We start from the raw sequence: 23,357 nt of genomic DNA on the forward strand, positions 1-23,357 counted from the left end.
GGCGTGCACGCTAGCACGGCGGGGTGTCCAGGCGCGCGTCGAGATTCGATTCAAGGGCGCCATTCACCCACGGCGCGTCCAGCGGCTCAGACCCCCGACAGCACACCCACGATCGCCTCGCTGACACGCGATAGGTCGGCTGGCTCGATGACGTAAGGAGGCATGGTATAGACCAGCTTCCCGAAAGGCCGTAACCAGACGCCGCGCTCCACGAACGCCGGCTGCACGCGCGCCGTGTCGACGGGCTGCTTGAGCTCGACCACGCCGATGGCGCCGAGCACGCGCACGTCGGCCACCGCGCCGAGCGCGCGGCAAGGGGCGAGCTCGCGGCGGAGCTGCGCCTCGATGGCCGAGACGCGCGCGCGCCACGGCGAGCCGAGCAGGAGCCGGATGCTGGCCAGCGCGGCGCTGCAGGCGAGCGGATTGCCCATGTACGTCGGGCCGTGCATGAACACGCGCGGCTCGTTGCCGGCGATCGTCGCGGCCACGCGCTCCGTGCAGAGCGCGGCGGCCAGGGTCATCGTGCCGCCGGTGAGGGCCTTGCCGAGGCACATGATGTCCGGCGCGACGCCCGCATGGTGGCACGCGAACAGCTCCCCGGTGCGGCCGAAGTTGGTCGCGATCTCGTCGAAGATGAGCAGCACGCCGTGGCGGTCGCAGAGCGCGCGCAGCTCGCGCAGGTACTGCGGGTGGTAGAAGCGCATCCCGCCGGCGTTCTGCGCGATCGGCTCGAGGATCACGGCGGCCACCTCGTGCGCGTGCCGCTCGAGCAGCGCGGCCATGCTGCTCAGGGCGTCCGGCGACCAGGGCGCGTCGAACGCGGGCCCGGGCGCTTCCGCGAACAGGTGCTGCGCGAGCGCGCCGCGGAAGAGGTGGTGCATGCCATTGACGGGATCGGTGACCGCCATCGCGCCGAACGTGTCGCCATGGTAGCCGGCGAGCGCGCTGATCAGGCGGCGCTTCTCGGGCTGTCCCTGCGCAATGAAGAACTGGAGAGCGAGCTTGATGGCCACCTCGACCGACACGGATCCGGAGTCGGCGAGGAAGACGCGCGTCAGCGGCTCGGGCGTGAGCGCCACCAGCGCCTCGCACAGCTCGACCGCGGGCGCGTGGGTGAGCCCCCCGAACATCACGTGGCTCATCCGCCCGAGCTGGGCGCTGATCGCCGCCGTCAGCGCCGGGTGCGCGTAGCCGTGGATGGCGGCCCACCAGGACGACATGCCGTCGATGAGCTCGCGGCCGTCGGTCAGGGTGAGGCGAACGCCCTCCGCGCGCTCGACCGCGAAGAGCGGCGCGCTCGAGATGGGCGCGGCGTAAGGGTGCATCACGCAGCGGCGGTCGCGCGCGACGAGATCGTCTCCGCCAGGCATGGCGCTCTCCGATGGCATGGCGACGCGTCTAGCCCAGAACGCCCATCGCCACCAGGCCCGCCGGGCGCGCTGGCGGTCGCCGCGCCTCCGCGCCCCGCGCCGTCCCACCGGCGGGACGCGGCCCCGGCCCCCTCCGGACGATTCGTATCCGTACGGTAGACCCCATCCTCGCGAGGTGCGCGCCGTCGCCGTAGATTGGCGGCGGCCCATCGCTCGCGGGATATGCTGGATATCGAATCCATTTTGTGCGTGCATGACGACATCGACGAAAGGGAGCTTACGACCGTGAGGTGGCCCGATCCGAGCAGCCGGATGCTAGCTTCACGAAGGCGCGTACAGCGCCGGCGGTCTCGTCCGCGCGGCCGATCAGGAGCAGCTCGGCGAAGACGTTCTTCGGCGCGACGAACGGACGATAGACGATGCGGGGAACCTTCACCTGAATCAGCGGTCTTGGAGCCAGCGCCACGCCCAGGCCTGCGCCGGCCAACGACAGCATGCTCAAGGTGGTGTCGGCGCGGTGGACCCGGCGCGGCTCGCGTCCTAGCACGAGAATCAATCTCTTCAGCTCGTCGCCACCGGCCTCTTCCGATGGGAACATGATGAGCGGCTCTCCGGCGAGCATCTTCGGCGTCACGCGCCTGTGCGCCGCGAGCGCGTGCTCCTCTGCCATCGCGACCACCAGCGGCCAAGCGCCGATCGGTTGGACGCTCAACCGCGGATCTACCTTGAGAGCGAACGCCGGGCAGTAGCCGACGTCAACCTCGCCGGTCAACACGGCTTCCGCCTGCCTCGAAGGTGGCATCTCGCGCAGCTCGATCTCCGCGGCAGGATGGGCTTTGCGGAACGCTCGCAGGTGGTCCGTCATCTTGCCAGTGAGAATCGCGTTGCCCGCGTAACCGATGCGAACTTTGCCGATGTCGCCGCGCAGCGATTGCTGGACGATCGCCTTGGCCCGCTCCGCCTGCGCGACCGCCCGCTGCGCCTCGACGACCAGCAATGCGCCGGCTTCGGTCAGCTCCACGCGCCGACTCGTCCGCACGAACAGCGCGCCGCCGATCTCGTTTTCGAGCGCCCGAATCTGCATGCTCAGCGCCGGCTGAACGATGTGCAGTCGCTGCGCGGCGCGGCCAAAATGGCGTTCCTCGGCGACGGCCAGGAAATAGCGAAGGTGTCGTAGGTCCACGACATTTGACCGTACCATGGATCAATCAGCAGATCCAATCGATCGATTGGATCAATATATTTTTATTTTTGTGAATGAGCGGCTATGTCTCATCTACGTCTCATCTGCGTCTCGTCTACGTCGACGAGACGACACGGGCCCCGCGGGAGAGCCTGGCGCAGCAATTCTCGATACTGTCCCGGCCAGCGCCGCGGCCACGTCCCACCGCTGCTATGAATTTCAGCGCAAGGTGGCCGCGCTGATGAGGGAAGCGGGCTATTCAACCAGCGAGAGTCAGGAGCCTATCACCATGAACCGAAGTACCCTGGGAAGAGTCGTTCTCACGTTCGTTCTGGCGAGCGGCGCCATCGTCGCTGTCGGCGTGGACTGGAATAAAACCCACCTGTTCAATCCTGCATGGCATGAGCATGCGCGCTTTCATGACGCCCTCATGCTGCTCATCCTGTGTGGCGTGACGATCGTCGGATTGTGGATGATGTGGCGGCGGTCCATGGAGCCGCAGGTCGGGTTCAACGTGGCGGCCTGGATCGTCGTCATCATCTGGACGCCCTTCTTCTACATCACGTGGCTCATCCCGGGGACCAGCCTGCTCGCGGGACCCGACGTGCCGCTCCCGGTCGTCGCGGGCGTCCCGCTCTACCCGAACGTGCTCATCGCAGGTACCGAGCTCTTGCTCGCGGCGCTCGCCTACAAGCTCTTCCACAGCGATCCTGCATCGACGGCAGCGCGCGTGGCGAACGCCTGACGAGGAGAGGCGCCTCATGAAATCCACGATCCAAAAGACGATGGGATGGGCTTCATGTCCCGGCGCGCGCGCCCTGCTCGTCGCCACGCTCGTCTCGTGGCCCTCCGTGAGCTGGGCGCACCCGGGCGGCGCCGATGCGGGATTTCTGAAGGGCCTCTTCCATCCGGTGTTCGGCGCGGACCACCTGCTCGCGATGGTGAGCGTCGGTGTCGTCAGCTCGCAGCTCGGCGGAAAGCACCTCCTCCGGATCCCCGCAGCGTTCGTCGCCGCGATGCTGGTCGGCGGCCTCCTGGGAATGGCGCAATGGCCCATGCCCCTGGGCGAGCTTTGCCTCGCGGCGTCGGTCGCGGCGCTCGGCCTCGGCATCGTCACCACGACCCGCGGCTCCTCACCGTTCCTGCTCTCCGGATGCGTGGCGATGTTCGGTGTCTTTCACGGACATGCCCACGGCCTGGAGATGCCTCATGCGGTCAGCCCGGCGCTGTATGCCATGGGCTTTCTGCTGAGCACGACCGTGCTTCATCTCTGCGGTCTCGTCCTCGGCGAGCTCGCCGCCGGTCGAGAGTCCCTGTCGCGGGGGCTGCGCTATGCCGGCGCCGCCGTGATGGGGACGGGGATGGTCCTTCTGGTGCGCGGGGCCGGCATCTGACTGGAAGCGGCTCGCCGCGACGGATTGACGGCGCGCTATTCCGCGTCGCCGACGTCTCTCCGAGCAAGGCGTCGAGCTCCTTCTCTCCCTGGACGGAGCAGAGCCCGGAGGTGCTCTTGAAATCATCGAGGGCGACTGCGGAATTGGCGCCAGGGACACGGCGCCAGATGACAGGGACAGGGGTCGTCTCCTCAGGGACGCCGAGGCCGCCTCCAAGGACACGAGGGGAAGGCCGAGGGGCACCCCGGCGCGCCTTGGCCTGTCCCTGGCGGTTCCCACGGCACGCCGAGCGTGCGTGTGGGGGGATCCCACAGGGATCGTGGCCGACGCCTCCGTGGAGCTCAGGCCCGAGGGCGACGCCGCGGGGGCGCCATGCCCGCCGCGCCGTTCCGGGTCTCGGCCGAGCCGGCGCGCGGCGCGGCCTCGGCCGCCTCGCCGTCGCCGCGAGCCTCAGCCACGCCGCCTCGGGCCCCAGGCACGCCGCCGCGGGCCTCGGCCGCCCCGCCCCGCGCCTCGCGGGACCCCGCGTCGTCCCGGCGGACCTGGACCTTGCGGCCCTTCAGCCGCGTGGCGCGCAGCGCCTCGATGACGGCGTCGGCCGCGTCGGCCGGGACCTCCACCGTGGAGAAGCCGTCGGCGATCTCGATGGCGCCGATGTCGCGGGAGCTCAGCGACGCCTCGTTCGCGATGGCGCCGACCAGATCGGCCGGCCGGATGCCCGCGTTGCGCCCCGCGCTGACGTACAGCCGGGCGACGTTGCCGTCGGTCTCGCGCGCTTCCCGCCCCTCGCGCCGCGGCCGCGCCTGCGCCTCGCCCGGGCGCCCCCGCGGCCCCGCGGGCCCGCGCGGCGCGCGGTCGTCGCGGGCGCGGTCCGGCCCGCGCGGAGGCGGCCGGATCGACGGGATCTCCGCCTCGTCCTCCTCCCGGTCCCCCTCCGTCGCGTCGTGGGCGAGCTTCACCGCCGCCGCCGCGATGTCCATCACGTCGAACTCGTCGGCGAGCCCCTCGACCACGACCCGGAACCGCTCGGCGCCGCCCTCGATCAGCGCCTCCCGCAGCGAGGCGCGCGTCAGCTCCAGGCGCCGCGCGCGCAGGTCGGCCACGGTCGGGAGGGTGGCGGCCTCGATGCGCTGCCCGGTGAGCCGCTCGACGTTGCGGATCAGGTAGTGCTCGCGCGGCTCGACGAGCGTGATCGCCGCGCCCTCGCGGCCGGCGCGCCCCGTGCGGCCGATGCGGTGGACGTACACCTCGGGGGAGCAGGGGACGTCGTAGTTGATGACGTGCGAGACATGCTCGATGTCGAGCCCCCGCGCCGCCACGTCGGTGGCGACGAGCAGCTCGGCCGTGCCGGCGCGGAAGCGGGCCATCACGCGATCGCGGTGCTCCTGCGAGAACCCGCCGTGGAGCGCCTGGGCATCGTAGCCGCGGGCGCGCAGCGCCTCGGTCAGCTCGTCGACCTCGTTGCGGGTGCGGCAGAAGAGGATGGCCGACGACGGGTCCTCCATGTCGAGCACCCGGGTCAGCGCGGCGGACTTGTGCGCCCGCGGCACGATGTACGCCGTCTGGCGGACGCGGGGGAGCTCGCCGGGGGCCGCCTTCTCGCCCGCGATCTTGACCCGCACCGGCTCGCGCAGGTGCCGGCCGGCGATCGCGGCGATCCGCGGGGGCAGCGTCGCGGAGAAGAGCACGGTCTGCCGCGCGGCCGGCGTGGCCGAGAGGATCTCCTCCAGCGCCTCGGCGAAGCCCATGTCGAGCATCTCGTCGGCCTCGTCGAGCACGACGGTGCGGATGCCGTCGAGCGCGAGCGTGCCGCGCCCGATGTGGTCGAGCGTCCGGCCCGGCGTGGCCACGACGACGTGGACCCCGCGGCGGAGCGCGCGCAGCTGCTGGCCGAAGGGCTGGCCGCCGTACACGGACAGCACCTGCACGCCGAGCCGGCGGCCGTAGCGGTGCATCGCCTCGGCCACCTGCATGGCCAGCTCGCGGGTCGGCACGAGGACGAGCGCCTGGGGGGGGCCGGGCGGCTCGCCGCCGATCTGGAGGCGCTGGAGCAGCGGCAGCGCGAACGCGGCCGTCTTCCCGGTCCCGGTGGCGGCCTGCCCCAGCAGGTCGCGCCCGGTCAGGAGGTGCGGGATCGCCTCGCGCTGGATCGGCGTGGGCTCCTCGTAACCGAGCTCGGCGAGCACGGCGAGGAGAGCAGGTGCGATGCCGAGCGCGGCGAAGCTGGCGGACGAGGGGGTCGTCTCCACAGGGGTTCCCCATCTCATGGTCGCGCACCGGCGCCGTTGCAACCGGCATCGGTGCGGGGCGCGGCGCGCGCGGCAGGCGAGCCCCGCTGCCCCGCTCAGCCGAGCTTCGCGGCGAGGGCGCGGTACCGCTCCGGCAGGCGCGCGGCGTCCAGCCGGCCGAGGAGCGCGCGCGCGGCCTCCTGCGCGCGGGGGCTGCCCTCGGGCGCGCGGCTCACCGCCTCGAGGTAGAGCTCGAGCGCGCGCCTGCGCTCCGCGAGCGCCGGCGCGGCCCGGCCCCGGAGCTCGAGGATCTCGGCCTGCTCGGCGCAGAGCGCCGCGTACGCGCCGATCTTCTCGTGGTCGCCGAGCAGGGTGGCCGCGCCCGCGGCGTCGAGCCGGTCGAGCATGTCCCGCATCGGCCCGAAGAGCCCGTCGGCGGTGGTGCGGACGAGCAGCTCCGCCTCGTCGAGCTCGCCGGCGCGCCGGAGCCCGGCGATCCGGCCGACGGCCTCGGCGAGCTGCTCGATCATGCGGAGGATGTAATCGCGCTGTCTGAGCGACATCGGGTCTTTCGTTCGAGTCTAGAGCGCCGAGCACGTCGATCGAGCGAGAAATGAGCCGCCGAGGCGCCAAGGACGCCAAGAACAGAACACTCTCTTATCGCGGCTCCGCGGCGCGCGCCGGCGGTGCCAGCCCTGCGCCACGGTGGCTCACGACGGGGGCCATCGAGGCCTACGGGCCACCACCTGTGCCGATATGTCGGCGCCCAGCGGCGGCGCTGCCTCGCCTCTCCGGCGCACGATCCTGCCGCCTTCATGGCTGGCTTTCCCGCCGAGCTCGCATGGTACGATCCGGTCATGCGCACCTCGCCAATGCTCGCGCTGCTCGCCGCCGCGTCGCTCGCGGCCTGCGTTCGTTCCCCTGCGCCCGCGGCGGCGCCCGATGCCTTCGCGCCGTCCGCCGCCGACGTCGGGCCCTGGTACACGTCGGCGCCCGATCTCACGGCGATCCCCCCGGGGATCGAGGCGCCGGAGCAGCGGGCCGCGCGGCTGCAAGCCAGGGCGATCCTCGTGGATGGCCACAGCGGCGTGCCCTCGCTGCTCCTCGGCGGCTCGTTCGCTCAGGTGAGCTCGGACGACGAGCTGATGGCCGAGGAGGTCGCCAGGATCAAGGCGGCCGGCGTCACCGGCGCGTTCTTCCCGATCCACGTCGGCGCGCCCGCGCCGCCTTCGTCCGCGCGGCTCGGCGGCAGCGCCGCGCGCCGCGCGCTCGATCTCATCGAGGCGACCCACCGGCAGATCGAGCGCCACCGCGAGACGCTGTTGCTCGTGCGCGACGCGAAAGACATGCGCCGCGCCGAGCGCGAAGGCAGGATCGCCGTGCTCATGGGCATCGAGGGCGGGCACGCCATCGAGAACTCCCTGCCCGCGCTGCGCTCGTTCTACCGCCTCGGCGTCCGCACCATGGCGCTCACGCACATGACCACGAACGACTGGGCGGGCTCCGCGGGAGGAGCGCTCGATCCCGGGTACGTCCGCGACCGCGGCCTCTCCCCCTTCGGCGAGGCCGTGGTCCGCGAGATGCAACGGATCGGCATGCTCGTCGACGTCTCGCATGCATCGGACAGCACGTTCCAGGGCGTCATGAAGGTGGCCAGGGCGCCGATCATCACCTCTTCCACGATGCCCGCCGCCGGCCACCGCCGCCGCAACCTCGACGATTACATGCTGCGCGGGATCGCGGAGAACGGCGGCCTCGTCATGGTGAACTCCTGGGCGCTCTTCCTGGACGAGGCGTATGCCGAGCAGTCGGCGCGCTTCGCGCAGAAGTACGGGGCGCACCTCAAGGAGCTCGGCGAGAGGTACCCGGGCGACACGAAGGCGCTCAGCGCGGAGATCGAGAAGCTCCGGACCCGGGAAGGGGAGAAGACGCCGCCGCTGTGGCGGATCATCGACCATATCGACCACGTGGTGAAGATCGCAGGGATCGAGCATGTCGCCCTCGGCTCCGTCTTCGAGGGGAGCGAGGCGCTCAAGGAGGGGCTCGCGGGCAGCGCCGGGGCCCCGAACATCACGCTGGAGCTCATCCGTCGCGGCTACTCGGATGCGGACATCCTCCGCCTGCTGGGCGGGAACTTCGTGCGGGTCCTCGAGCAAGCCGAGGCCTACGCGGCCGCGACGGAGACGACGCTGTCCGGGGATGGCAGCACGCAGCAGCTCAGCGCGGCCGAGCTGGGTGATCCGGCGGGGCAGCCCCTGCTGCCGGCGCCCCCGCCGCCGGCGCCCCCGCCGTCGTGGGGGTCGATGTCGCGGGGGGTTGTCCCGCCGCCCTCGCCGTCGCCGCAACGACCGGTAGCGCAGCCCTCGAAGGCCGGAGCGCCGGAGTCTCCGTATTCGGAGCTCCGGCTGACGCGGTAGCCTCTCGCCGTCGACAGGCGGTCGCGCCGGGTTTCCCGCTCGCCCTCGCGAAGGAGCGCGGGGCCTTCGCGCACGATTACCTGGTCGCCTCGGCGTCCTCGTCTGTGCCGCTCGACTGAGCTGCGCGGAGATCAGGAGAAGACGCTGACAAATCCCTCGCTATTGGCATTTCTGGCGCGGCCGCCCGGGATGTGGGAGATGGGCCTGGCCCGCGGGGGCCGCGACGCATCCGATGAGCATGGCCCATTACGTCTCGGTCTTCCTCGTCTCGCTGTCGGCGATCTTCTTCGTCGTGGATCCGCTCGGCATCGTGCCGCTGTTCCTGACGATGACCGCGGGCGACCCGCCGGAGAAGGTGCGGCGCACGGCGCAGCGGGCCTGCGCCGTCGCCGGCGGGCTCATGCTGTTCTTCGCCCTCTTCGGCGGCGTCGTCTTCAAGGTCTTCGGCGTCTCGCTGGCCGCGTTCCGCGTCGCGGGCGGGCTGCTCTTGCTCGTCACGGCGCTCGACATGCTGCGCGCCCGCTCCTCGGCGACGCGCACCACCCCGTCCGAGGAGCAGGAGGGCATCGCGAAGGAGGACGTGGCCCTCGTGCCCCTGGCCATGCCGCTCCTCGCCGGGCCGGGCGCCCTCGCCACGGTGATGGTGCTGATGGCGCGCGAGGGCAACGACCCCGTGGCCATGGGGCTTGTGCTCGCCGGCGTCGCCATCACCTTCGTGGCCTCCTACTTCGTGCTGCGCGGCGCGGGGCTCGTACAGCGGGCGCTCAAGGCGTCCGGCATGGCCGTGCTCGAGCGCGTCATGGGCCTCATCCTGGCCGCCATCGCCGTGCAGTTCATGGCCGACGGGGTGAAGGAGCTCTGGCACGGGTGACGCGCGTCCGGCGTCGCCCGGCGCGTCGCCCGGCGCGTCAGTTGAGCTGGCCCGCCCGCTGCGGCGCCTGCTTCATGCAGAGGACGAGCGCGTCGCGGAGCCGCGCGAAGGTGGATACCCCCGACATGTCCACGCCGTCCACGAGGAGGCCGCGCGCCACGTCGGGCCGCATGCCCACGATGATCCCTTTCGCCCCGAGGAGCTCCACCGCGCGGACCAGCGACAGAAGGATGTTCCCGAGCGAGGCGTCGATGGAGTCGACGCCGGTCAGATCGATGAGCACCACCCTGCAATGGGTGTTCGACACCGCGCCGAGGAGCCCCTGCATCATCTGATCCGCCCGGCACCGATCGACCGCGCCGAGCACCGGCATCATCAGCACGCCCTCCCAGACCTGGATGATCGGCGTCGACAGCGCGCGGATCGTCGCCTGCTGCTCCGCGTTGAGGGCCCTCGTGCGCGAGAGCTCCTGGGCGAGGTCGTCGAGCCGCCTCAGGTTGCTCGCCGCGACCGCCTGGGCGATCTGGACGAGCTCCTCCCGCTCCCTCAGCGCATCCCCGAGCTCCCCCAGCGCCTCCGCGATCACGCCGAGATCGTCGCCAGGGTCCGATCCCTCGGCGAGCGCTGCGTCCGCGTCTCCCTCCTTGAGCTGCTCGATGTAACGTAGGATCGCCTGCGCCCGCTCACCCGGCACGACGCCCCCGGAGCATCTCGCGCTTGAGCTGCTCATAGACGGTCTCCGAGAACCAGCTCGTGAAGCAGCGCGTGCGGACGAACTGGCCGTCCCGCTTGAAGACGTTGGAGTTGATCCGCACGTGCTTCATGCTGCCGTCCTTGGCGCGGAGGCGGGCCGGGTAGGAGGCCAGCTCGCCGGTGCCCGCGAGCGAGCAGAGGATCTGGTCTATCACGTCCTTGTCGATGTGGAAGTCGGTGACGTGTCGATCGATGTACTTCTCGCGCGTATAACCGAGGAGCTCGAGCTCGAGCTTGTTCGCCCACAGGATCTTGCCGTTCGCGTCCACCAGGTGGACGCCCAGCGAAGCGTTGTCCAGGACGTCATGCCAGTCTTCCACGCGGTCCTTCGTCCCCATCGCCAATCTCCCCCGGTCATGCTTCGACCTTGACTTGTCCGGCCCGACGACGCCTGAGGTGCGGTGTCCGCGAAGGCGCTGCCTGCCCGCAGCTGTTCAGGTTACAGGAGAACGGGGAGCTGGACGAGGGGTGTTGTCGCCGTGGTGGGGTCGAGCACATCGGGAGAGCGTGAATGGCGAGTCGTCGTGGAGCTCGCTTGTCGGCTGGACGCGGCGGGCTCGGCGGCTCGACGTCGCTACGCGGCCGGGCCGCCGCGGCGCGCGCTGGGCTCTCCACGGAAGACGTGCGCGTGGGCGCGCGCGAGGTCGCCGAAGGCGCGGGGCGCGCGGCCTGTCACGCGCTGAACGACGTCGGTGACGCGGTCCTCGGCCCCGTCGCGGATGGCGAGATCGAGGCTCACAAGGAACGCGGCGTAGGGCGATGGGATACCCGCCCGGACGAGGTACGCCCGAGCGTCCTCCTCGCCGGCGCGGACGTGGCGTATCGCCCGGCCGGCGATGCGGGACACGATGGCCGCCACGTCATCGTAGCTGAGCGCCTCCGGGCCGGTGATGACGTGACATGTGTTGTGCGGCGCGCCGTCGAGGAGCGCGCGCGCGGCGACCTCCGCGATATCGCCGGCGTCGACGAAGCCGACGCGGCCGCCGCCCGTCGCGGTCGTGAGCTCGCCTCGCCCGGCGATCGCCGCCGCGTGCGGGTGGCGCGGGTCGATGAAGTTCTGCATGAACCACGACGGTCGGAGGACGGTCCACTCCGGAGCGCGCTCGCGGAGCGCGCGGTGGACGAGGCCGAGCCCGGGGCTCCCCTCCGCCACGGGCGACGCGCTGAGCAGGACGAGGCGGCGAGCCCCGCTCGCGAGCGCGCGCTCGACGAAGGGCAGCATGAGCGCCGAGGGATCCTCGACCATCGCGGGCGCCACGAGGTACACGCAATCGGCGCCGCGGAGCGCGCCCTCGTGCGTCGCGGCGTCGGCCCAGTCGAAGCGGGCGTGCTCCACGCCGTCGCGAGCGGCGGGCGCCGCGCGGCTCGCGGTGCGGACGCGCGCGCCGGCGGCCGCGAGCCGCGCGGCGACGGCTCGCCCGGTGGTGCCCGTCCCGCCGGTGATCAGGACGAGCGGCCCATCGCTCCCTGCGCGCGTTCTCATGACGCCTCCTCGCGATGGGCGTCGAGCTCGCCGCCGAAGGCCTCGAGGACGGGCGCTGGATTCCAGTACTCGCGGTAGCGCACGACTCGACCGTTCCTCGTCGCGACGATCATCACATAGTCCTGCTCGTAGCGTTTGCGCGCGGGCCCGATGGTCGCCGAGCCGTGCACCTCGGCGAGCGCGACGTCGGGATCGGTCGTCGGATACCGCCGCACGTCCCGGAGCTCGAGCCCGTGGAAGCTCTGGAGGATGCCCTCGAAATGGCGCCGGATGGCCGCCTTGCCCTCGAGGCGCGCCGGCGCGCCGAGCGCCGGCGCGTACGGGAACTCGACGGTGGCGTCGTCGGCGAAGAGGTCGAGCCAGCGATTCATGTCACGACCGATGAGATCGAGGAGCGCGTCGAGCGCCTGCGCGGCGTCGAGCGGACGGGAATGCGGCAGGGGGTGCGTCATGGGATGTCCTTTCCTTTCGTGTCGACGAGGCCAGCGTAGGGGCGCCGCGATTGCCGCGCGTCCAGCTCCACGATCCGCGCGTCCACGGCCCGCGGCCGGCGCCGCCCGCGCGGCGGGTCGCGCGCGCCGGCGTGGCGCGGCCCGCCGGGTGTTGTAGAGTCGATCGCGCCATGTCCGCCGCCTTCGACGAGCTGGCCCGGAGCGTCGTGCTCCGCGAGGCCGAGGTGAGGCGCTTCGCGCTCGGCGAGCGCTGGGGCAAGCGGCAGCCGGCGCAGCGCGCCTCCGCCCGGGTGTATGCGGCGCTCGGCGGCGGCGGGTGGATCGACGTCGCGCGCCGGCGGCTCGCGCTCGGCGCGGGAGAGCTCGTGTTCCTGCCGCGCGCCGAGGAGCACGCCATCCGCGATCGGCCGACGACCTCGCTCGCGCACCCGGAGGCCCTCTGCCGCGGGATGCGCGCCGTGGCCGACGACGCCCTGGCCACGGAGGCCCCGCCGGAGACGCGCCTCGTCGTCGTCGACCTGCACGTCGACGCGGCGGGCGCCCCGTGGGTCGCCCTGCTGCCGCCGGCGGTGCACGTCGCGGGCGCGACGCCGGGGCTCGCGCGCTGGCTCAACGACACGCTCGCGCTGCTCGCCGGCCCGCCGGCCCTGTCGGCGGCGCTGCGCCGCTCGGTCGGCGAGGCGTGGGCGCACGCGCTCTTCGCGAGCGCGCTGCGCGACCCCGCGGCGTCGCTGCCGCGGCGGGACGCGCTCCGGGACGAGCCGATCGCGGCCGCGCTCGCGCGGGTGCGCGCCTCGCCCGAGCGCGCGTGGGAGCTCGGGGACCTCGCGCGAGCGGCCGGGCTCTCGCGATCCGCGTTCGCGGCGCGCGCGACGGCGCTCCTCGGCGAGCCGCTCGGCCATCACGTGCGCCGGCTGCGCCTCGAGCGCGCCGCGGTCCTGCTCGGCGAGACGACGCTCCCGGTGAAGCTCGTCGCCGCCCGCGTCGGCTACGACAGCGAGCCCGCGTTCGGGCGCGCCTTCGCGCGCGCCCACGGCGTGAGCCCCCTCGGCTACCGGCAGGCGAGGCGGCGAGAGCACGACGGTGCGCACACCGTCAGACGCGTAGGTTGACGGGAGGGAAGCGCTGCTCTGCGGCGCAGCCGGTATCACGTCCACCCGGATCTGAGCACCAGCGCCCACGCGCCGTCGCGCGGTGCGTGGCTTTCGGCGCAGCGTGCCCAGCTGATGGCGTATCCTCCTGCGGATGCGGCAAGGCGCGAGGATAGGTGTCCTGCTCGTCGCGATGGCGGCGTGCGGCGGCGACGGCGATGATGCGGAGTCCACCGCTGGCGCCGGAGGCGCCACGCCGGGCGCGAGCGGCGCCGGAGGCTCCACGTCGGGCGCGGGCGCCGCCGGTGGCTCCTCGCCTGGCGCGGGGGGCTCCACGCCGGGCGTCCCGGCCTACGGTCGTTTCGGCCAGCCCTCGACCACCTTCACGCTGCCGGAGCCGGCCCCGAGGGAGGGTGAGCTCCCCGAGATCGCCTATCCCGATCTCGCCGGGTCGTTCCCGGAGGTCGACTGGAGCGCGCTCGATCGGCTCTACATTCCGGCTGGCCGCTACCGGAGCATCCTGCTCGGCGGCCTGCCCGAGCGGAGCGCGGAGCGCCCGCTCGTGATCACGAACCTCGGCGGACAGGTCAAGGTCGGGGGCGACGCCGCCAACTACGTGTTCGTGATCAAGGGCGGAAAGGGCTGGATCCTGACGGGCCGCCACGACCCTGTCTCGAAGACCGGAGACGAGGGGTTCCGGGGGCACGCCGAGGGCGCGTTCGCCCATGGCCAGGGGACGTACGGCATCTTCATCGACGACGCGTTCAGCAAAGAGGGCCTCTCGGGGCTGGCCATCGGCGGAGGAGCGTCGGAGTTCGAGCTGGACACCCTCGAGGTCGCGCGCGCCGAGTTCGCCGGCATCATCGCCAAGACCGACGACGACGGGCAGGCCACGATGCGCAACGTGAAGATCCACGACCTCTACGTGCACGACGTCGGCTCGGAGGGGATCTACTTCGGCAGCACCCAGGCGCAGCCGCAGCACGCGTTCGAGCGCCTCGAGGTGTACGATAACCGGTTCCTGCGCACCGGCACCGAGGCGCTGCAGGTCGGGCAGCTCGGCTCGGATTGCGAGATCCACCACAACGTCATCGGGCCGGGCGCGGTCCGGTGGCGGTCGGCGTTCGACCATTACCAGGATGGCAACGTGCAGCTCGGCCAGCGCTACGGCAGCTCGAGCTTCCACCACAACCTCGTGATCGGGACGGGCGACCTCTTCGTCGAGCTGTTCCCGACGCGCGTGGACGGCGATCCGCGCTCGCCCTCGGACACGGTCTCGTTCACGGACAACTACTTCGCCGACACGTCGCTGAGCGGGGTGTACACGCACGCGGTGGACACCGGCGCCACGATACGCTTCGAGCGCAACGTCTTCCTCGGCTTCCATTTCAACTATGGCGAGGTGTACCCCGACGCGGACGAGCCGGTGCAGGTCTTCGCGGTGGGCAGCAACGCGCCGAACCCGCACATCCTGAAGGGCAACCGGGTGGACGGGCCCTATCCGTTCATCAAGTGGCTCTTCGACAGCGTGCAGGCCGAGGACAATCCGACGGTCGCGGTGGAGCGGGTCCGCTTCCGAGACTTCATGGGGGGCGGCCTCGACGAGGACTACCGGCGCCTGGAGTGGTGGACCGACCGCGCGACGCTCAGCCCGGACGAGCGCGCCGTGACGTACCCCAAGGGAGCCTACGTCCTCCACCGGGGCGCGCTCTACGAGGCGCTCGCGGAGAGCCAGGGCAAGCAGCCCGATCAGCACCCCGACGTGTGGCGCGCGCTGCCGGCCCCTGCGGACGACGTCCGTTTGAGCGCCGACTCGCCGCATCAGGGGCTCGGCGTCCGCTGGCCGCCGCCTTGAAAGCCCAACAATCTCCCCGTCTCCCCGCCTCCCTGTGCAATGTTTCTTTGCTGAGATACCAATAGATGAGTGGATTTCTCAGGGGCTGTTCGCCATGAAGCTCTTCTACGCTCCCACATCCCCCTTTGCCCGCAAGGTGCGGGTCGCCGCCCACGAGCTGCAGCTGGGAGACCGGATCGATCTTGTGCTGGTCAATCCCTGGTCGGACGCGGCGCTGCGGTCGCTGAACCCGCTGGCCAAGGTCCCGACGCTGGTGCTGGAGGACGGGCAGGTGCTCTTCGAGTCGGCGCTCCTCTGCGAATACCTGGATCACCTCGCGGCCGGCGGCCTGTATCCAGCGCCGGGAGAGGCGCGGTGGAGCGCCTTGCTCCGGCAGGGCATCGCGGATGGTGTCAGCGCTGCTGCCGGGCGCCTCTTCGCCGACGAGCATCGCCCATCCGACGAGCGATCGAGCAGCGTCATGCAGCGCCAGGCGGCTGCCATCGAGGCCGGCCTCGACAGGCTGGAGCGCGACGCCGGTACGCTGTCGGGAGCGCTCGCGGACATCGGCGCGATCTCGGTCGCCTGCGCGCTCGGCTACCTCGACTTCCGCTGGCCGGATCGGGCGTGGCGAAGCGGCCGGAGCGGCCTTTCGCGCTGGTTCGACGTCGTCGGCCAGCGCCCGTCCATGACCGCCACGCAGCACCGCTCGCCGTGATCTCCTGAAGTGAGGCCCCCAGGCGGCGCGCGCCGCCCCTGCGGGGTCGACGCTCGTCATCTCCCGCCCGCATCCCGCCCCCGCCCGAGCCCGGCCGTGGCTCGACGGTGACGCTTGCGCTTGAATGAGCGGCGGCCGTCCCGCGCGCTTCCGTTTCGATTACTGTCGAAACAGATTGACGGCGCCCCCGCGCCGCCTAGATTCACTTTGATGACCATCGAACCAGATCCCCCGGCGCGCGAGCTGGGCGTCGAGGCGCGCCTCGGCGTGCTCAAGGCGCTCGCCGACGCGTCGCGGCTCCAGGTGGTGAACGCCCTGATCGAGCGGCCGCACTGCGCCGAGGAGCTGGCCGAGCGGCTGGGTCGCGCGCCTTCCACGGTCTCCTTCCACCTCCGGAAGCTCGACGAGGCCGGGCTGGTGACCAAGCGCAAGACCCAGTATTACCTGGTCTATGCGCTGCGCGACGATCTGCTCCGCCTCACGCTGAAGGAGCTCGTCTCGCTGCCCTCCGCCGCCGGCGGCGCTGCGCGGCGGCGCGCGGAGCGAGCCCGGAGCCAGGTGATGCGCGCCTTCTTCCGCGGGGGCGTGCTCGTCCAGATGCCGAAGCAATGGCGCAAGCGGCGCATCGTGCTCGAGCAGTTCCTGGGCAAGTTCCAGGCGGGCCGGCGCTATCGCGAGCAGGAGGTGAACGAGATCATCCAGACCATGTATCCCGACCATTGCACGATCCGGCGCATGCTCGTCGACGAGGGATACATGACGCGCGACGGCCTGCACTACGAGCTGATCGCGGAACAGACCAGGACACCCGAGGCGAAGGACACGACGCCCGGGTCAGGGACGAAGAAGGCGAGAGCGAGCACGATGGAAACGCGCAAGGAGATGAAGCGGAAGTACCTCGAGACCCCGAAACAGGCGGGCATCTTCCAGGTCAAGAACACGGTGAACGGCAAGGTCCTGCTCGGCAGCAGCACGAACCTCCATGGGCCGCTCAACAAGCACCGTTTCATGCTGTCCATCGGCGGGCACCAGAACCAGGCTCTCCAGCGGGACTGGCAGCAGCACGGCGCCGACGCCTTCACATTCGAGGTGCTCGAGGTCGTGCAGCAGAAGGACGAGCCCGGGTTCTCCGTGGCGGATGAGCTCACCCTGCTCGAGCAGATCTGGCTGGAGAGGCTCTCGCCCCTCGCGCCGCGCGGCTACAACACGGATACGCGGCTCCGCGAGTGAGGCGACGTCGCGGCGCGAGAGGGCGCCGTCCCCCGAGGCCGCCGCGTTCGCCCGTATGACCGCAGGGGCGGCTCAAGGCCGGCGGCGCCTGGGCCGCGCTCGTATCCCGGTGGCAAAAGCCGTGGATTTCATCCACCATGGCGGTGCATGCGGCCAGCCGGCATATGGAAGAAATCTTCAGATGTCGCCGAGCCTTCGCTCGATGGTGGTGCCCTGGACGCGAGCGCCGAGGCGTGCCTCGCCGGGGGCGGCGAGATGGGCGCCCTGATGCGCTCGATCGACTGGGCGAAGACGAAGCTCGGCCCTGTCGCGACATGGCCGATAAGCCTCAAGACCGTGGTCGGCCTCGTGCTCGGCAATCGGTTTCCCATGATCATGTTGGTCGGGCCGGAGCTTCTGCAGATCTACAACGATGCCTATCGACCCATCCTGGGAATGAAGCACCCTGCGTCGGTGGGCGCCCCGGCGGCCGAGGTCTGGGCCGAGGTCTGGGACGTCGTCGGCCCGATGGCGCAGGGCGTGCTCGACGGGGGGCCCGCGACGTGGAGCGAGCACCTCCTGCTCCCGGTGCAGAGGCGAGGCTTCGTCGAGGAGACGTACTTCACGCTCTCCTTCAGCCCGATACCCGGCGACGCCGAGCCGGTCGTCGGCGTCCTCATCACGGTGAAGGAGACCACGGAGCAAGTGCTCGACGCGCGCCAGCTCCGCATGCTGCGCGATCTCGCGACGCGCTCCGCCCAGGCGAAGTCTGCCGAGGAGGCGTGCTGCACAGCCGCAGAGATCTTCGCGGCGAACGACGCCGACCTGCCGTTTTCGCTGCTCTACCTCCTGGACGGCGACCCGGGCGACGCGCGCCTCGTCGGCGCGAGCGGGCTCGACGGATACGAGGGAGCGGCGAAGCCGGCGCGCGTCTCCCTCCAGGATCGAGGCGACGAGGCCTCGGCCTGGCCGCTCGCGGAGGCGGCGCGCGCCGCTGGCGAGCTCCTCGTTTGCGATCTCGCGGCCCGCTTCGGCGCCTTGCCCGTCGGCCGCTGGGGCAGCGCGCCGGAGCAGGCGATCGTCCTGCCCCTCTCGCGGCCGGGCCAACCTCGTCCGTATGGCTTCCTCGTCGGCGGCGTCAGCCCGCATCGCCTGCTCGATGAGCCGTATCGCGGGCTGTTTCGGCTGATCACCGATCAGGTGGTGACCGCCATCGCGAACGCGCGGGCCTACGAGGAAGAGCGCAGGCGCGCCGAGGAGCTCGCCGCGATCGACAGCGCGAAGACGCTGTTCTTCAGCAACGTGAGCCACGAGTTCCGGACGCCGCTGACGCTGATGCTCGGCCCCATGGAGGACGCGCTCGCGTCGCCGGAGCGCGCGCTCTGCGGCGAGCACCTTTCGCTCGCCCACCGCAACGCGCTGCGCCTGCTCAAGCTGGTCAACGCGCTGCTCGACTTCTCGCGCCTCGAGATGGGCCGTGCGCAGGCGTCCTACGATCCAACGGACCTCGCTGGCCTCACCGTCGATCTCGCGAGCGCGTTCCGCTCCGCGATCGAGCGAGCCGGGCTCGCGTTCAAGGTGGACTGCCCGAAGCTCCCGGAGCCGGTCTTCGTCGACCGGGACATGTGGGAGAAGATCGTGCTGAATCTGCTGTCCAACGCCCTGAAGTTCACGTTCGACGGCGAGATCCTCCTGTTGCTCCGCGCGCGCGGGGACCAGGTCGAGCTCGTGGTGCGCGATACGGGCACCGGCATACCCGAGCACGAGCTGCCGCACCTCTTCGAGCGCTTCCACCGCGTCCAGGGGGCACGCGCGCGCACGCATGAGGGCTCCGGGATCGGGCTCGCGCTTGTGCACGAGCTGGTGCGGCTGCACGGCGGCAGCATCCGGGCGGAGAGCCGCCTGGGCGAGGGGACGGCGTTCACGATCGCGATCCCGCGCGGGTCCGCGCACCTGCCGGCAGAGCGTATCCACGCCGAGAAGACGCTCTCGTCGACGGCGACCGGCGCCGCGCCCTACGTCGAGGAGGCGCTGCGGTGGCAGCTCGCCGCGGAGGCGCCCGCCCTGGCGCTCGCTTCGGCCGATCGTGTCGAGTCCGATCACCTCTCGGTGCCGCTCGACCCGAGCGCGCGCATCCTCCTCGCCGATGACAACGCCGACATGCGCATGTACGTGCGGCGCATCCTCGATACGCGGTGGACCGTCGAGGCCGTGAGCGACGGCGCGGCCGCGCTCGATGTCGCCCGGCGGTCACCGCCGGATCTCGTCATCGCCGACGTGATGATGCCGGGCCTCGACGGCTTTGGCTTGCTCCGGGCGCTGCGCGCCGATCCGGCGACGCGGTGCGTGCCGGTGATCATGCTCTCGGCGCGCGCGGGCGAGGAGTCTCGCGTCGAGGGGCTGGCGGCCGGCGCCGACGATTACCTCGTGAAGCCGTTCTCGGCGCGCGAGCTCATCGCGCGCGTCGCGACGCACCTCCAGCTCGGCGAGCACCGGCGGGCCGCGGAGCGGGAGCGCGGGAAGATGTTTGCGCTGTTCGAGCAGGCGCCTGTCGGGATCGCCGTCTACCGTGGCCCCGAGCACGTCATCGAGATGGCGAACCCACGCCTGGTGGCCATGGTGGGCCATCGCGACGTGATCGGAAGCACGCTGGCGCAAGCCTTCCCGGAGATCGTCGGCTCGCCGCTCCTCGAGGTCTTTTCCCGGGTATTCGCGAGCGGCGAGCCGTTCGTCACGCACGACTACCGGTTCGACCTCGATCGCGGGGACGGCGTGCGGGAAGAAGCGTACTGGAGCTTCAACATGCACCCGATGCGTGACCCGGGCGCTGCCCTCGCCCGGATCCTGGTCGTTGCGCTCGACGTCACCGAGTACGTGCGGGCGCGAAAGAAGCTCGAGGCGGCGGCGCGGGAGCGCGAGGAGCTGCTGCGCCGCGCGGAGGACGCGCGGCGCGACGCGGAGCGGGCGAACCGCGCGAAGGACGAGTTCCTGGCGATGCTCGGCCACGAGCTGCGGAACCCGCTCGCGCCGATCGTCACGGCGCTCCACCTGATGCGCCTCCGCGCCGGAGGGCACGCCGAGCGCGAGCGGCTCGTCATCGAGCGCCAGATCAAGCACCTGACGGCGCTCGTCGAAGACCTGCTCGACGTCTCCCGCATCACGCGGGGCAAGGTCGAGCTGAAGAAGCAGCGGATCGAGATCGCGGAGGTCGTGGCCAAGGCGGTCGAGCTGGCGAGCCCGCTGCTCGATCAGCGCCGGCACCACCTCACGGTCGCGGTCCCCTCGAGCGGCCTCGCCGTGGAGGGCGACGTCACGAGGCTCGCCCAGGTGGTCTCGAACCTGCTCACGAACGCCGCGAAGTACACCGAGAGCGGCGGCGAGATCGCCGTCCGGGCCGGGTGCATGGAGGGCGAGGTCGTCCTCTCCGTGCGCGACAACGGCATCGGCATCGCCCCCGAGATGCTGCCGAGCGTCTTCGAGCGCTTCGTGCAGGAGCGCCAGGCGCTCGACCGCTCCCAGGGCGGCCTGGGCCTGGGCCTCGCCATCGTCCACAGCCTCATCGCGATGCACGGCGGCCGCGTGAGCGCGCACAGCGAGGGCCGCGGGCGCGGGAGCGAGTTCACCATCCGGCTGCCGGCCGCGGCGAACGTGCGCTCGCCCGAGGCCGCGCCGGCGCGCAGGATGTCCGGGGCGCGGGGGACTCGATCGCTCGTCGACCGGCGCCGCATCCTGCTCGTGGACGACAACCTCGATGCGGTCGAGCTCCTGGCCGAGTCGCTGGGCGCGATGGGGTACACGACGCGCGTCGCCTCCGACGGCCCGTCCGCGCTCCGGATCGCGGAAGAGTTCGCGCCCGACGTCGCGCTGCTCGACATCGGGCTGCCGGTGATGGACGGCTATGAGCTCGCGCGGCGCCTCCGCGAGCAGCCGGCGGGTGAGCGGGTTCGCCTGATCGCGATCACCGGTTACGGGCAGGAGGCGGATTTCCGGCGCTCCGAGGGGGCAGGCTTCGAGACGCACCTCGTCAAGCCCATCCAGATCGATCGATTGACGTCGCTCCTCGAGGAGCCACCGGCCCGCAGGCCCGAGTGATCCACGTCAGAGATCCTCGACGACGACACGACGTGACCGCGCCCGGAGCGCTGTGGCGACGCGCGCCGCGGCGAGACCGAGGCAGCTTCCGACGGGGCCTCGCTACTGCTTGGGAATGCCCTGATCCATCGCCCGGGGCGGCGCGGTCCGACCTCTCTGTTCGCGGGAGCGCGGCGCTCCCGGGCGAGCGATGCTGCGGCGCCGGCGGGCAGCCGCCGCGCCGGCACGGAGGGGGATCAGATGACGACGAAGCTACCCAGGCGGAGCGTGCTCGCAGGCCTGCTGGTGATGGGCGCCGCGGGCTGTGCGGGCTCGGGGGCGATGACGACCGCGAGCGCTCGCCGGAAGGCGCCGGCCGATCCGTGGCAGGGCGTTCGGGACGAGTTCGATCTGTCGCCGGCGTGGATCCACATGACGGCCTTCCTGCTCGCCTCGCACCCGCGGCCCGTCCGCGAGGCGATCGAGCGGCTGCGGAGGGAGCTCGACGAGAACCCGGTGGACGCGCTCCACGCGCACGGGGATCTGGCGCCGGTGCGGGAGGCGGCCGCGGCGTACATGGGCGCCGCGGCCGAGGAGATCGCGCTCACGGACAGCACCACGATGGGGCTCGCGTCGCTGTACCTCGGCCTGCCGCTCGAGGCCGGCGACGAGGTGCTCACGACGGAGCACGATCACTATTCCACGCACGAGTCGCTCCGGCTCGCCGCGGAGCGGACCGGCGCGGTGGTGCGGAAGATCGCGCTCTATGCGAGGGGCAGCGCCGCGACGGCGACGGAGATGGCGGGGGCGATCGAAAGAGCGCTCACCCCGGCCACGCGGGTCGTGGCGATCACGTGGGTGCACTCGAGCTCGGGCGTGAAGACGCCGGTGCGCGCCATCGCCGAGGTCGTCGCCAGGGCGAACCAGGGCCGGGCGCCGGCGAAGCGCGTCGTCTGCTGCGTGGACGGCGTGCACGGCCTCGGGGTCGAGGACGCCACGATGGCCGATCTCGCCTGCGACTTCTTCGCCGCGGGCTGTCACAAATGGATGTTCGGGCCGCGGGGCACCGGCGTGCTCTGGGGCAAGCGGGAGCTCTGGCCGATGCTGCGCCCCAGCATCCCGTCCTTCGGAAAGGCTGCATACGAAGCCTGGCTCCGGGAGCAGCCGCCGCCGCCCACGACCGCGGACATGATGTCTCCCGGAGGGTTCCACTCCTTCGAGCACCGGTGGGCGCTGCCCGCGGCGTTCGCGTTCCACCGGGGCATGGGCAAGGCCAGGGTCGCGGCCCGGATCCACGCCTTGAACCGGCAGTGCAAGGAAGGGCTCAAGGGGATGGGCCACGTCACCCTCCACACGCCGCTCGACGACGCGCTCTCCGCGGGGATCGTGTGCTTCGAGGTGGCGGGGATGACGCCGGAGGCCGTCGTGGGGAGACTCCGCGAGAGGAAGATCATCGCGTCGACATCGCCGTACGCGACCTCGTATGTCCGCGTCGCGCCGAGCCTGCTCAACTCCGAGGCGGACGTCGACGCGGTGCTGCGCGCGATCCGCGCGCTCGCGTGAGGAGCGCGGTCCGGCGAGCCCTCGCCGGACCTCGGGCGGGCGGGACGAGGGCGCCTATCGGGCGGCCTCCTCGATTCGCGCGATGTCGATCTTCTTCATCTGCATCATCGCCTGCATGACCCGCCCCGCCTTGGCCGGCTCCGGGTGCTGGATGAGCCGGATCAAGGCGGACGGGACGATCTGCCAGCACACGCCGAACCTGTCCGTGAGCCACCCGCACTGGTTCTCGGCGCCGCCGTCGGCCGTGAGCTTGCTCCAGAGCTCGTCGACCTCCTCCTGCGTCTCGCAGGTGACGACGAGCGAGAACGTCTCGTTGAACTTCTGGTGGGTGCCGTTCAGGGCCATGAGCCGCTGGCCGTTCAGCTCGAACTCGACCATCACGAGCGAGCCCTTGGGCCCCGGACCCGCGTCTCCCGAGCGGAGCTCGGAGACGATCCGTGAGCCCTTGAAGATGGACAGGTAGTACTGCACCGCCTCCTCGGCGTTGTTGCTGAACCAGAGGCACGTCTTGATCTTCTGCGTGGTGGTCATGATCGGGGCTCCTGGCCGGGGTCGGGCCCGGCGGTGAGGTGAGGGCGGCGCGGTCACCGCGACCGCGCTTTGCCTGGATGTCGGAGCACGGTGGGCCTGCTCGACATGGGGCCGACGATTTTTTTTTCGGCCCGCCGGGGCGGCCGGGTCCCGGGTCGCCGGGCTGGCCGAGGGGGGGCGGGGCGGCAG

Annotated in this window: 19 protein-coding genes; 10 read left to right on the forward strand and 9 right to left on the reverse strand. The window is 71.6% G+C overall.

The window, feature by feature from the left end; genetic code table 11:
- Nucleotides 1–86: 86 nt before the first annotated feature.
- Both bioA and WMF27_RS03835 read right to left on the reverse strand, forming a co-directional pair.
- Entirely contained in the window at nt 87–1,370 is a 1,284-nt protein-coding gene (gene bioA / locus WMF27_RS03830; RefSeq protein WP_437761610.1) for an adenosylmethionine--8-amino-7-oxononanoate transaminase, read from the reverse strand.
- Between the two features lie 277 nt (nt 1,371–1,647).
- Nucleotides 1,648–2,553, reverse strand: coding sequence for a LysR substrate-binding domain-containing protein (locus WMF27_RS03835; RefSeq protein ID WP_437761609.1), 906 nt, complete (start codon nt 2,551–2,553; stop codon nt 1,648–1,650).
- A 289-nt stretch (nt 2,554–2,842) separates the two neighbouring features.
- Between WMF27_RS03835 and WMF27_RS03840 the strand changes: the two genes are divergently transcribed.
- Both WMF27_RS03840 and WMF27_RS03845 read left to right on the forward strand, forming a co-directional pair.
- On the forward strand, nt 2,843–3,298 hold the full coding sequence (locus WMF27_RS03840; RefSeq protein WP_437653220.1) for a DUF6640 family protein: 456 nt from the start codon (nt 2,843–2,845) through the stop codon (nt 3,296–3,298).
- Nucleotides 3,299–3,314: 16 nt separating this feature from the next.
- On the forward strand, nt 3,315–3,947 hold the full coding sequence (locus WMF27_RS03845) for a HupE/UreJ family protein (RefSeq protein WP_437761608.1): 633 nt from the start codon (nt 3,315–3,317) through the stop codon (nt 3,945–3,947).
- Nucleotides 3,948–4,288: 341 nt separating this feature from the next.
- Here the strand turns inward: WMF27_RS03845 and WMF27_RS03850 are convergent, their stop codons facing one another.
- Together WMF27_RS03850 and WMF27_RS03855 are read right to left on the reverse strand one after the other, a co-directional pair.
- On the reverse strand, nt 4,289–6,196 hold the full coding sequence (locus tag WMF27_RS03850) for a DEAD/DEAH box helicase (RefSeq protein ID WP_437761607.1): 1,908 nt from the start codon (nt 6,194–6,196) through the stop codon (nt 4,289–4,291).
- Nucleotides 6,197–6,291: 95 nt separating this feature from the next.
- On the reverse strand, nt 6,292–6,738 hold the full coding sequence (locus WMF27_RS03855; RefSeq protein WP_437761606.1) for a hypothetical protein: 447 nt from the start codon (nt 6,736–6,738) through the stop codon (nt 6,292–6,294).
- A gap of 294 nt (nt 6,739–7,032) precedes the next feature.
- Here WMF27_RS03855 and WMF27_RS03860 point away from each other — a divergent pair, with 294 nt between their 5' ends.
- Together WMF27_RS03860 and WMF27_RS03865 are read left to right on the forward strand one after the other, a co-directional pair.
- Nucleotides 7,033–8,592: a dipeptidase gene (locus tag WMF27_RS03860; RefSeq protein WP_437761605.1), complete on the forward strand. Its 1,560-nt coding sequence runs from the start codon at nt 7,033–7,035 to the stop codon at nt 8,590–8,592.
- A 238-nt stretch (nt 8,593–8,830) separates the two neighbouring features.
- Nucleotides 8,831–9,463 carry a MarC family protein gene (locus WMF27_RS03865; RefSeq protein WP_437761604.1) on the forward strand — a complete coding sequence of 211 codons (633 nt, stop codon included), beginning with the start codon at nt 8,831–8,833 and terminating at the stop codon, nt 9,461–9,463.
- A gap of 37 nt (nt 9,464–9,500) precedes the next feature.
- Here WMF27_RS03865 and WMF27_RS03870 read toward each other — a convergent pair whose 3' ends face one another.
- The 4 genes from WMF27_RS03870 to WMF27_RS03885 form a co-directional block, all read right to left on the reverse strand.
- Complete coding sequence (locus tag WMF27_RS03870) at nt 9,501–10,193, reverse strand: STAS domain-containing protein (RefSeq protein ID WP_437761603.1); 693 nt, start codon at nt 10,191–10,193, stop codon at nt 9,501–9,503.
- Complete coding sequence (locus WMF27_RS03875) at nt 10,147–10,554, reverse strand: PAS domain S-box protein (RefSeq protein WP_437761602.1); 408 nt, start codon at nt 10,552–10,554, stop codon at nt 10,147–10,149. The genes WMF27_RS03870 and WMF27_RS03875 overlap by 47 nt, the downstream gene beginning before the upstream one ends.
- Nucleotides 10,555–10,790: 236 nt before the next feature.
- The gene (locus WMF27_RS03880; RefSeq protein ID WP_437761601.1) at nt 10,791–11,699 is read right to left on the reverse strand and encodes an NmrA family NAD(P)-binding protein; all 909 of its coding nucleotides are present in this window, start codon (nt 11,697–11,699) and stop codon (nt 10,791–10,793) included.
- On the reverse strand, nt 11,696–12,151 hold the full coding sequence (locus WMF27_RS03885; RefSeq protein WP_437761600.1) for a nuclear transport factor 2 family protein: 456 nt from the start codon (nt 12,149–12,151) through the stop codon (nt 11,696–11,698). Before WMF27_RS03885 ends, WMF27_RS03880 begins: the two co-directional genes overlap by 4 nt.
- A 170-nt stretch (nt 12,152–12,321) precedes the next feature.
- Here WMF27_RS03885 and WMF27_RS03890 point away from each other — a divergent pair, with 170 nt between their 5' ends.
- The 6 genes from WMF27_RS03890 (at nt 12,322) to WMF27_RS03915 (ending at nt 22,637) form a co-directional block, all read left to right on the forward strand.
- The gene (locus WMF27_RS03890; RefSeq protein ID WP_437761599.1) at nt 12,322–13,263 is read left to right on the forward strand and encodes a helix-turn-helix domain-containing protein; all 942 of its coding nucleotides are present in this window, start codon (nt 12,322–12,324) and stop codon (nt 13,261–13,263) included.
- A gap of 133 nt (nt 13,264–13,396) precedes the next feature.
- Nucleotides 13,397–15,097 (forward strand): right-handed parallel beta-helix repeat-containing protein, encoded by a 1,701-nt coding sequence (locus tag WMF27_RS03895; protein ID WP_437761598.1) that lies wholly within the window; start codon nt 13,397–13,399, stop codon nt 15,095–15,097.
- 34 nt (nt 15,098–15,131) lie between these two features.
- Nucleotides 15,132–15,794 (forward strand): glutathione S-transferase N-terminal domain-containing protein, encoded by a 663-nt coding sequence (locus WMF27_RS03900; RefSeq protein ID WP_437761597.1) that lies wholly within the window; start codon nt 15,132–15,134, stop codon nt 15,792–15,794.
- Between the two features lie 210 nt (nt 15,795–16,004).
- Complete coding sequence (locus WMF27_RS03905; RefSeq protein ID WP_437761596.1) at nt 16,005–17,024, forward strand: metalloregulator ArsR/SmtB family transcription factor; 1,020 nt, start codon at nt 16,005–16,007, stop codon at nt 17,022–17,024.
- 147 nt (nt 17,025–17,171) lie between these two features.
- Entirely contained in the window at nt 17,172–21,095 is a 3,924-nt protein-coding gene (locus tag WMF27_RS03910; RefSeq protein ID WP_437761595.1) for an ATP-binding protein, read from the forward strand.
- 240 nt (nt 21,096–21,335) lie between these two features.
- Nucleotides 21,336–22,637 carry an aminotransferase class V-fold PLP-dependent enzyme gene (locus WMF27_RS03915; protein WP_437761594.1) on the forward strand — a complete coding sequence of 434 codons (1,302 nt, stop codon included), beginning with the start codon at nt 21,336–21,338 and terminating at the stop codon, nt 22,635–22,637.
- 54 nt (nt 22,638–22,691) lie between these two features.
- On the opposite strand, the gene WMF27_RS03920 is transcribed toward WMF27_RS03915, so the two are convergent.
- Nucleotides 22,692–23,168, reverse strand: coding sequence for a VOC family protein (locus WMF27_RS03920; RefSeq protein ID WP_437761593.1), 477 nt, complete (start codon nt 23,166–23,168; stop codon nt 22,692–22,694).
- Nucleotides 23,169–23,357 lie beyond the last annotated feature (189 nt).

It is taken from the genome of Sorangium sp. So ce281, assembly GCF_051527395.1.
GTDB classification, from domain to species: Bacteria; Myxococcota_A; Polyangia; order Polyangiales; family Polyangiaceae; genus Sorangium; species Sorangium cellulosum_B.

Bases quoted from the DNA above. Each gene is read 5' to 3' on its own strand.
- WMF27_RS03855 (WP_437761606.1), bottom strand. From the start codon at position 6,738: ATGTCGCTCAGACAGCGCGATTACATCCTCCGCATGATCGAGCAGCTC.
- WMF27_RS03910 (WP_437761595.1), top strand. From the start codon at position 17,172: ATGCGGCCAGCCGGCATATGGAAGAAATCTTCAGATGTCGCCGAGCCT.
- WMF27_RS03915 (WP_437761594.1), top strand. From the start codon at position 21,336: ATGACGACGAAGCTACCCAGGCGGAGCGTGCTCGCAGGCCTGCTGGTG.
- WMF27_RS03860 (WP_437761605.1), top strand. From the start codon at position 7,033: ATGCGCACCTCGCCAATGCTCGCGCTGCTCGCCGCCGCGTCGCTCGCG.
- WMF27_RS03895 (WP_437761598.1), top strand. From the start codon at position 13,397: ATGCGGCAAGGCGCGAGGATAGGTGTCCTGCTCGTCGCGATGGCGGCG.
- WMF27_RS03885 (WP_437761600.1), bottom strand. From the start codon at position 12,151: ATGACGCACCCCCTGCCGCATTCCCGTCCGCTCGACGCCGCGCAGGCG.
- WMF27_RS03845 (WP_437761608.1), top strand. From the start codon at position 3,315: ATGAAATCCACGATCCAAAAGACGATGGGATGGGCTTCATGTCCCGGC.
- WMF27_RS03875 (WP_437761602.1), bottom strand. From the start codon at position 10,554: ATGGGGACGAAGGACCGCGTGGAAGACTGGCATGACGTCCTGGACAAC.
- WMF27_RS03840 (WP_437653220.1), top strand. From the start codon at position 2,843: ATGAACCGAAGTACCCTGGGAAGAGTCGTTCTCACGTTCGTTCTGGCG.
- WMF27_RS03880 (WP_437761601.1), bottom strand. From the start codon at position 11,699: ATGAGAACGCGCGCAGGGAGCGATGGGCCGCTCGTCCTGATCACCGGC.
- WMF27_RS03905 (WP_437761596.1), top strand. From the start codon at position 16,005: ATGACCATCGAACCAGATCCCCCGGCGCGCGAGCTGGGCGTCGAGGCG.
- WMF27_RS03920 (WP_437761593.1), bottom strand. From the start codon at position 23,168: ATGACCACCACGCAGAAGATCAAGACGTGCCTCTGGTTCAGCAACAAC.
- WMF27_RS03870 (WP_437761603.1), bottom strand. From the start codon at position 10,193: ATGAGCAGCTCAAGCGCGAGATGCTCCGGGGGCGTCGTGCCGGGTGAG.
- bioA (WP_437761610.1), bottom strand. From the start codon at position 1,370: ATGCCTGGCGGAGACGATCTCGTCGCGCGCGACCGCCGCTGCGTGATG.
- WMF27_RS03865 (WP_437761604.1), top strand. From the start codon at position 8,831: ATGGCCCATTACGTCTCGGTCTTCCTCGTCTCGCTGTCGGCGATCTTC.
- WMF27_RS03890 (WP_437761599.1), top strand. From the start codon at position 12,322: ATGTCCGCCGCCTTCGACGAGCTGGCCCGGAGCGTCGTGCTCCGCGAG.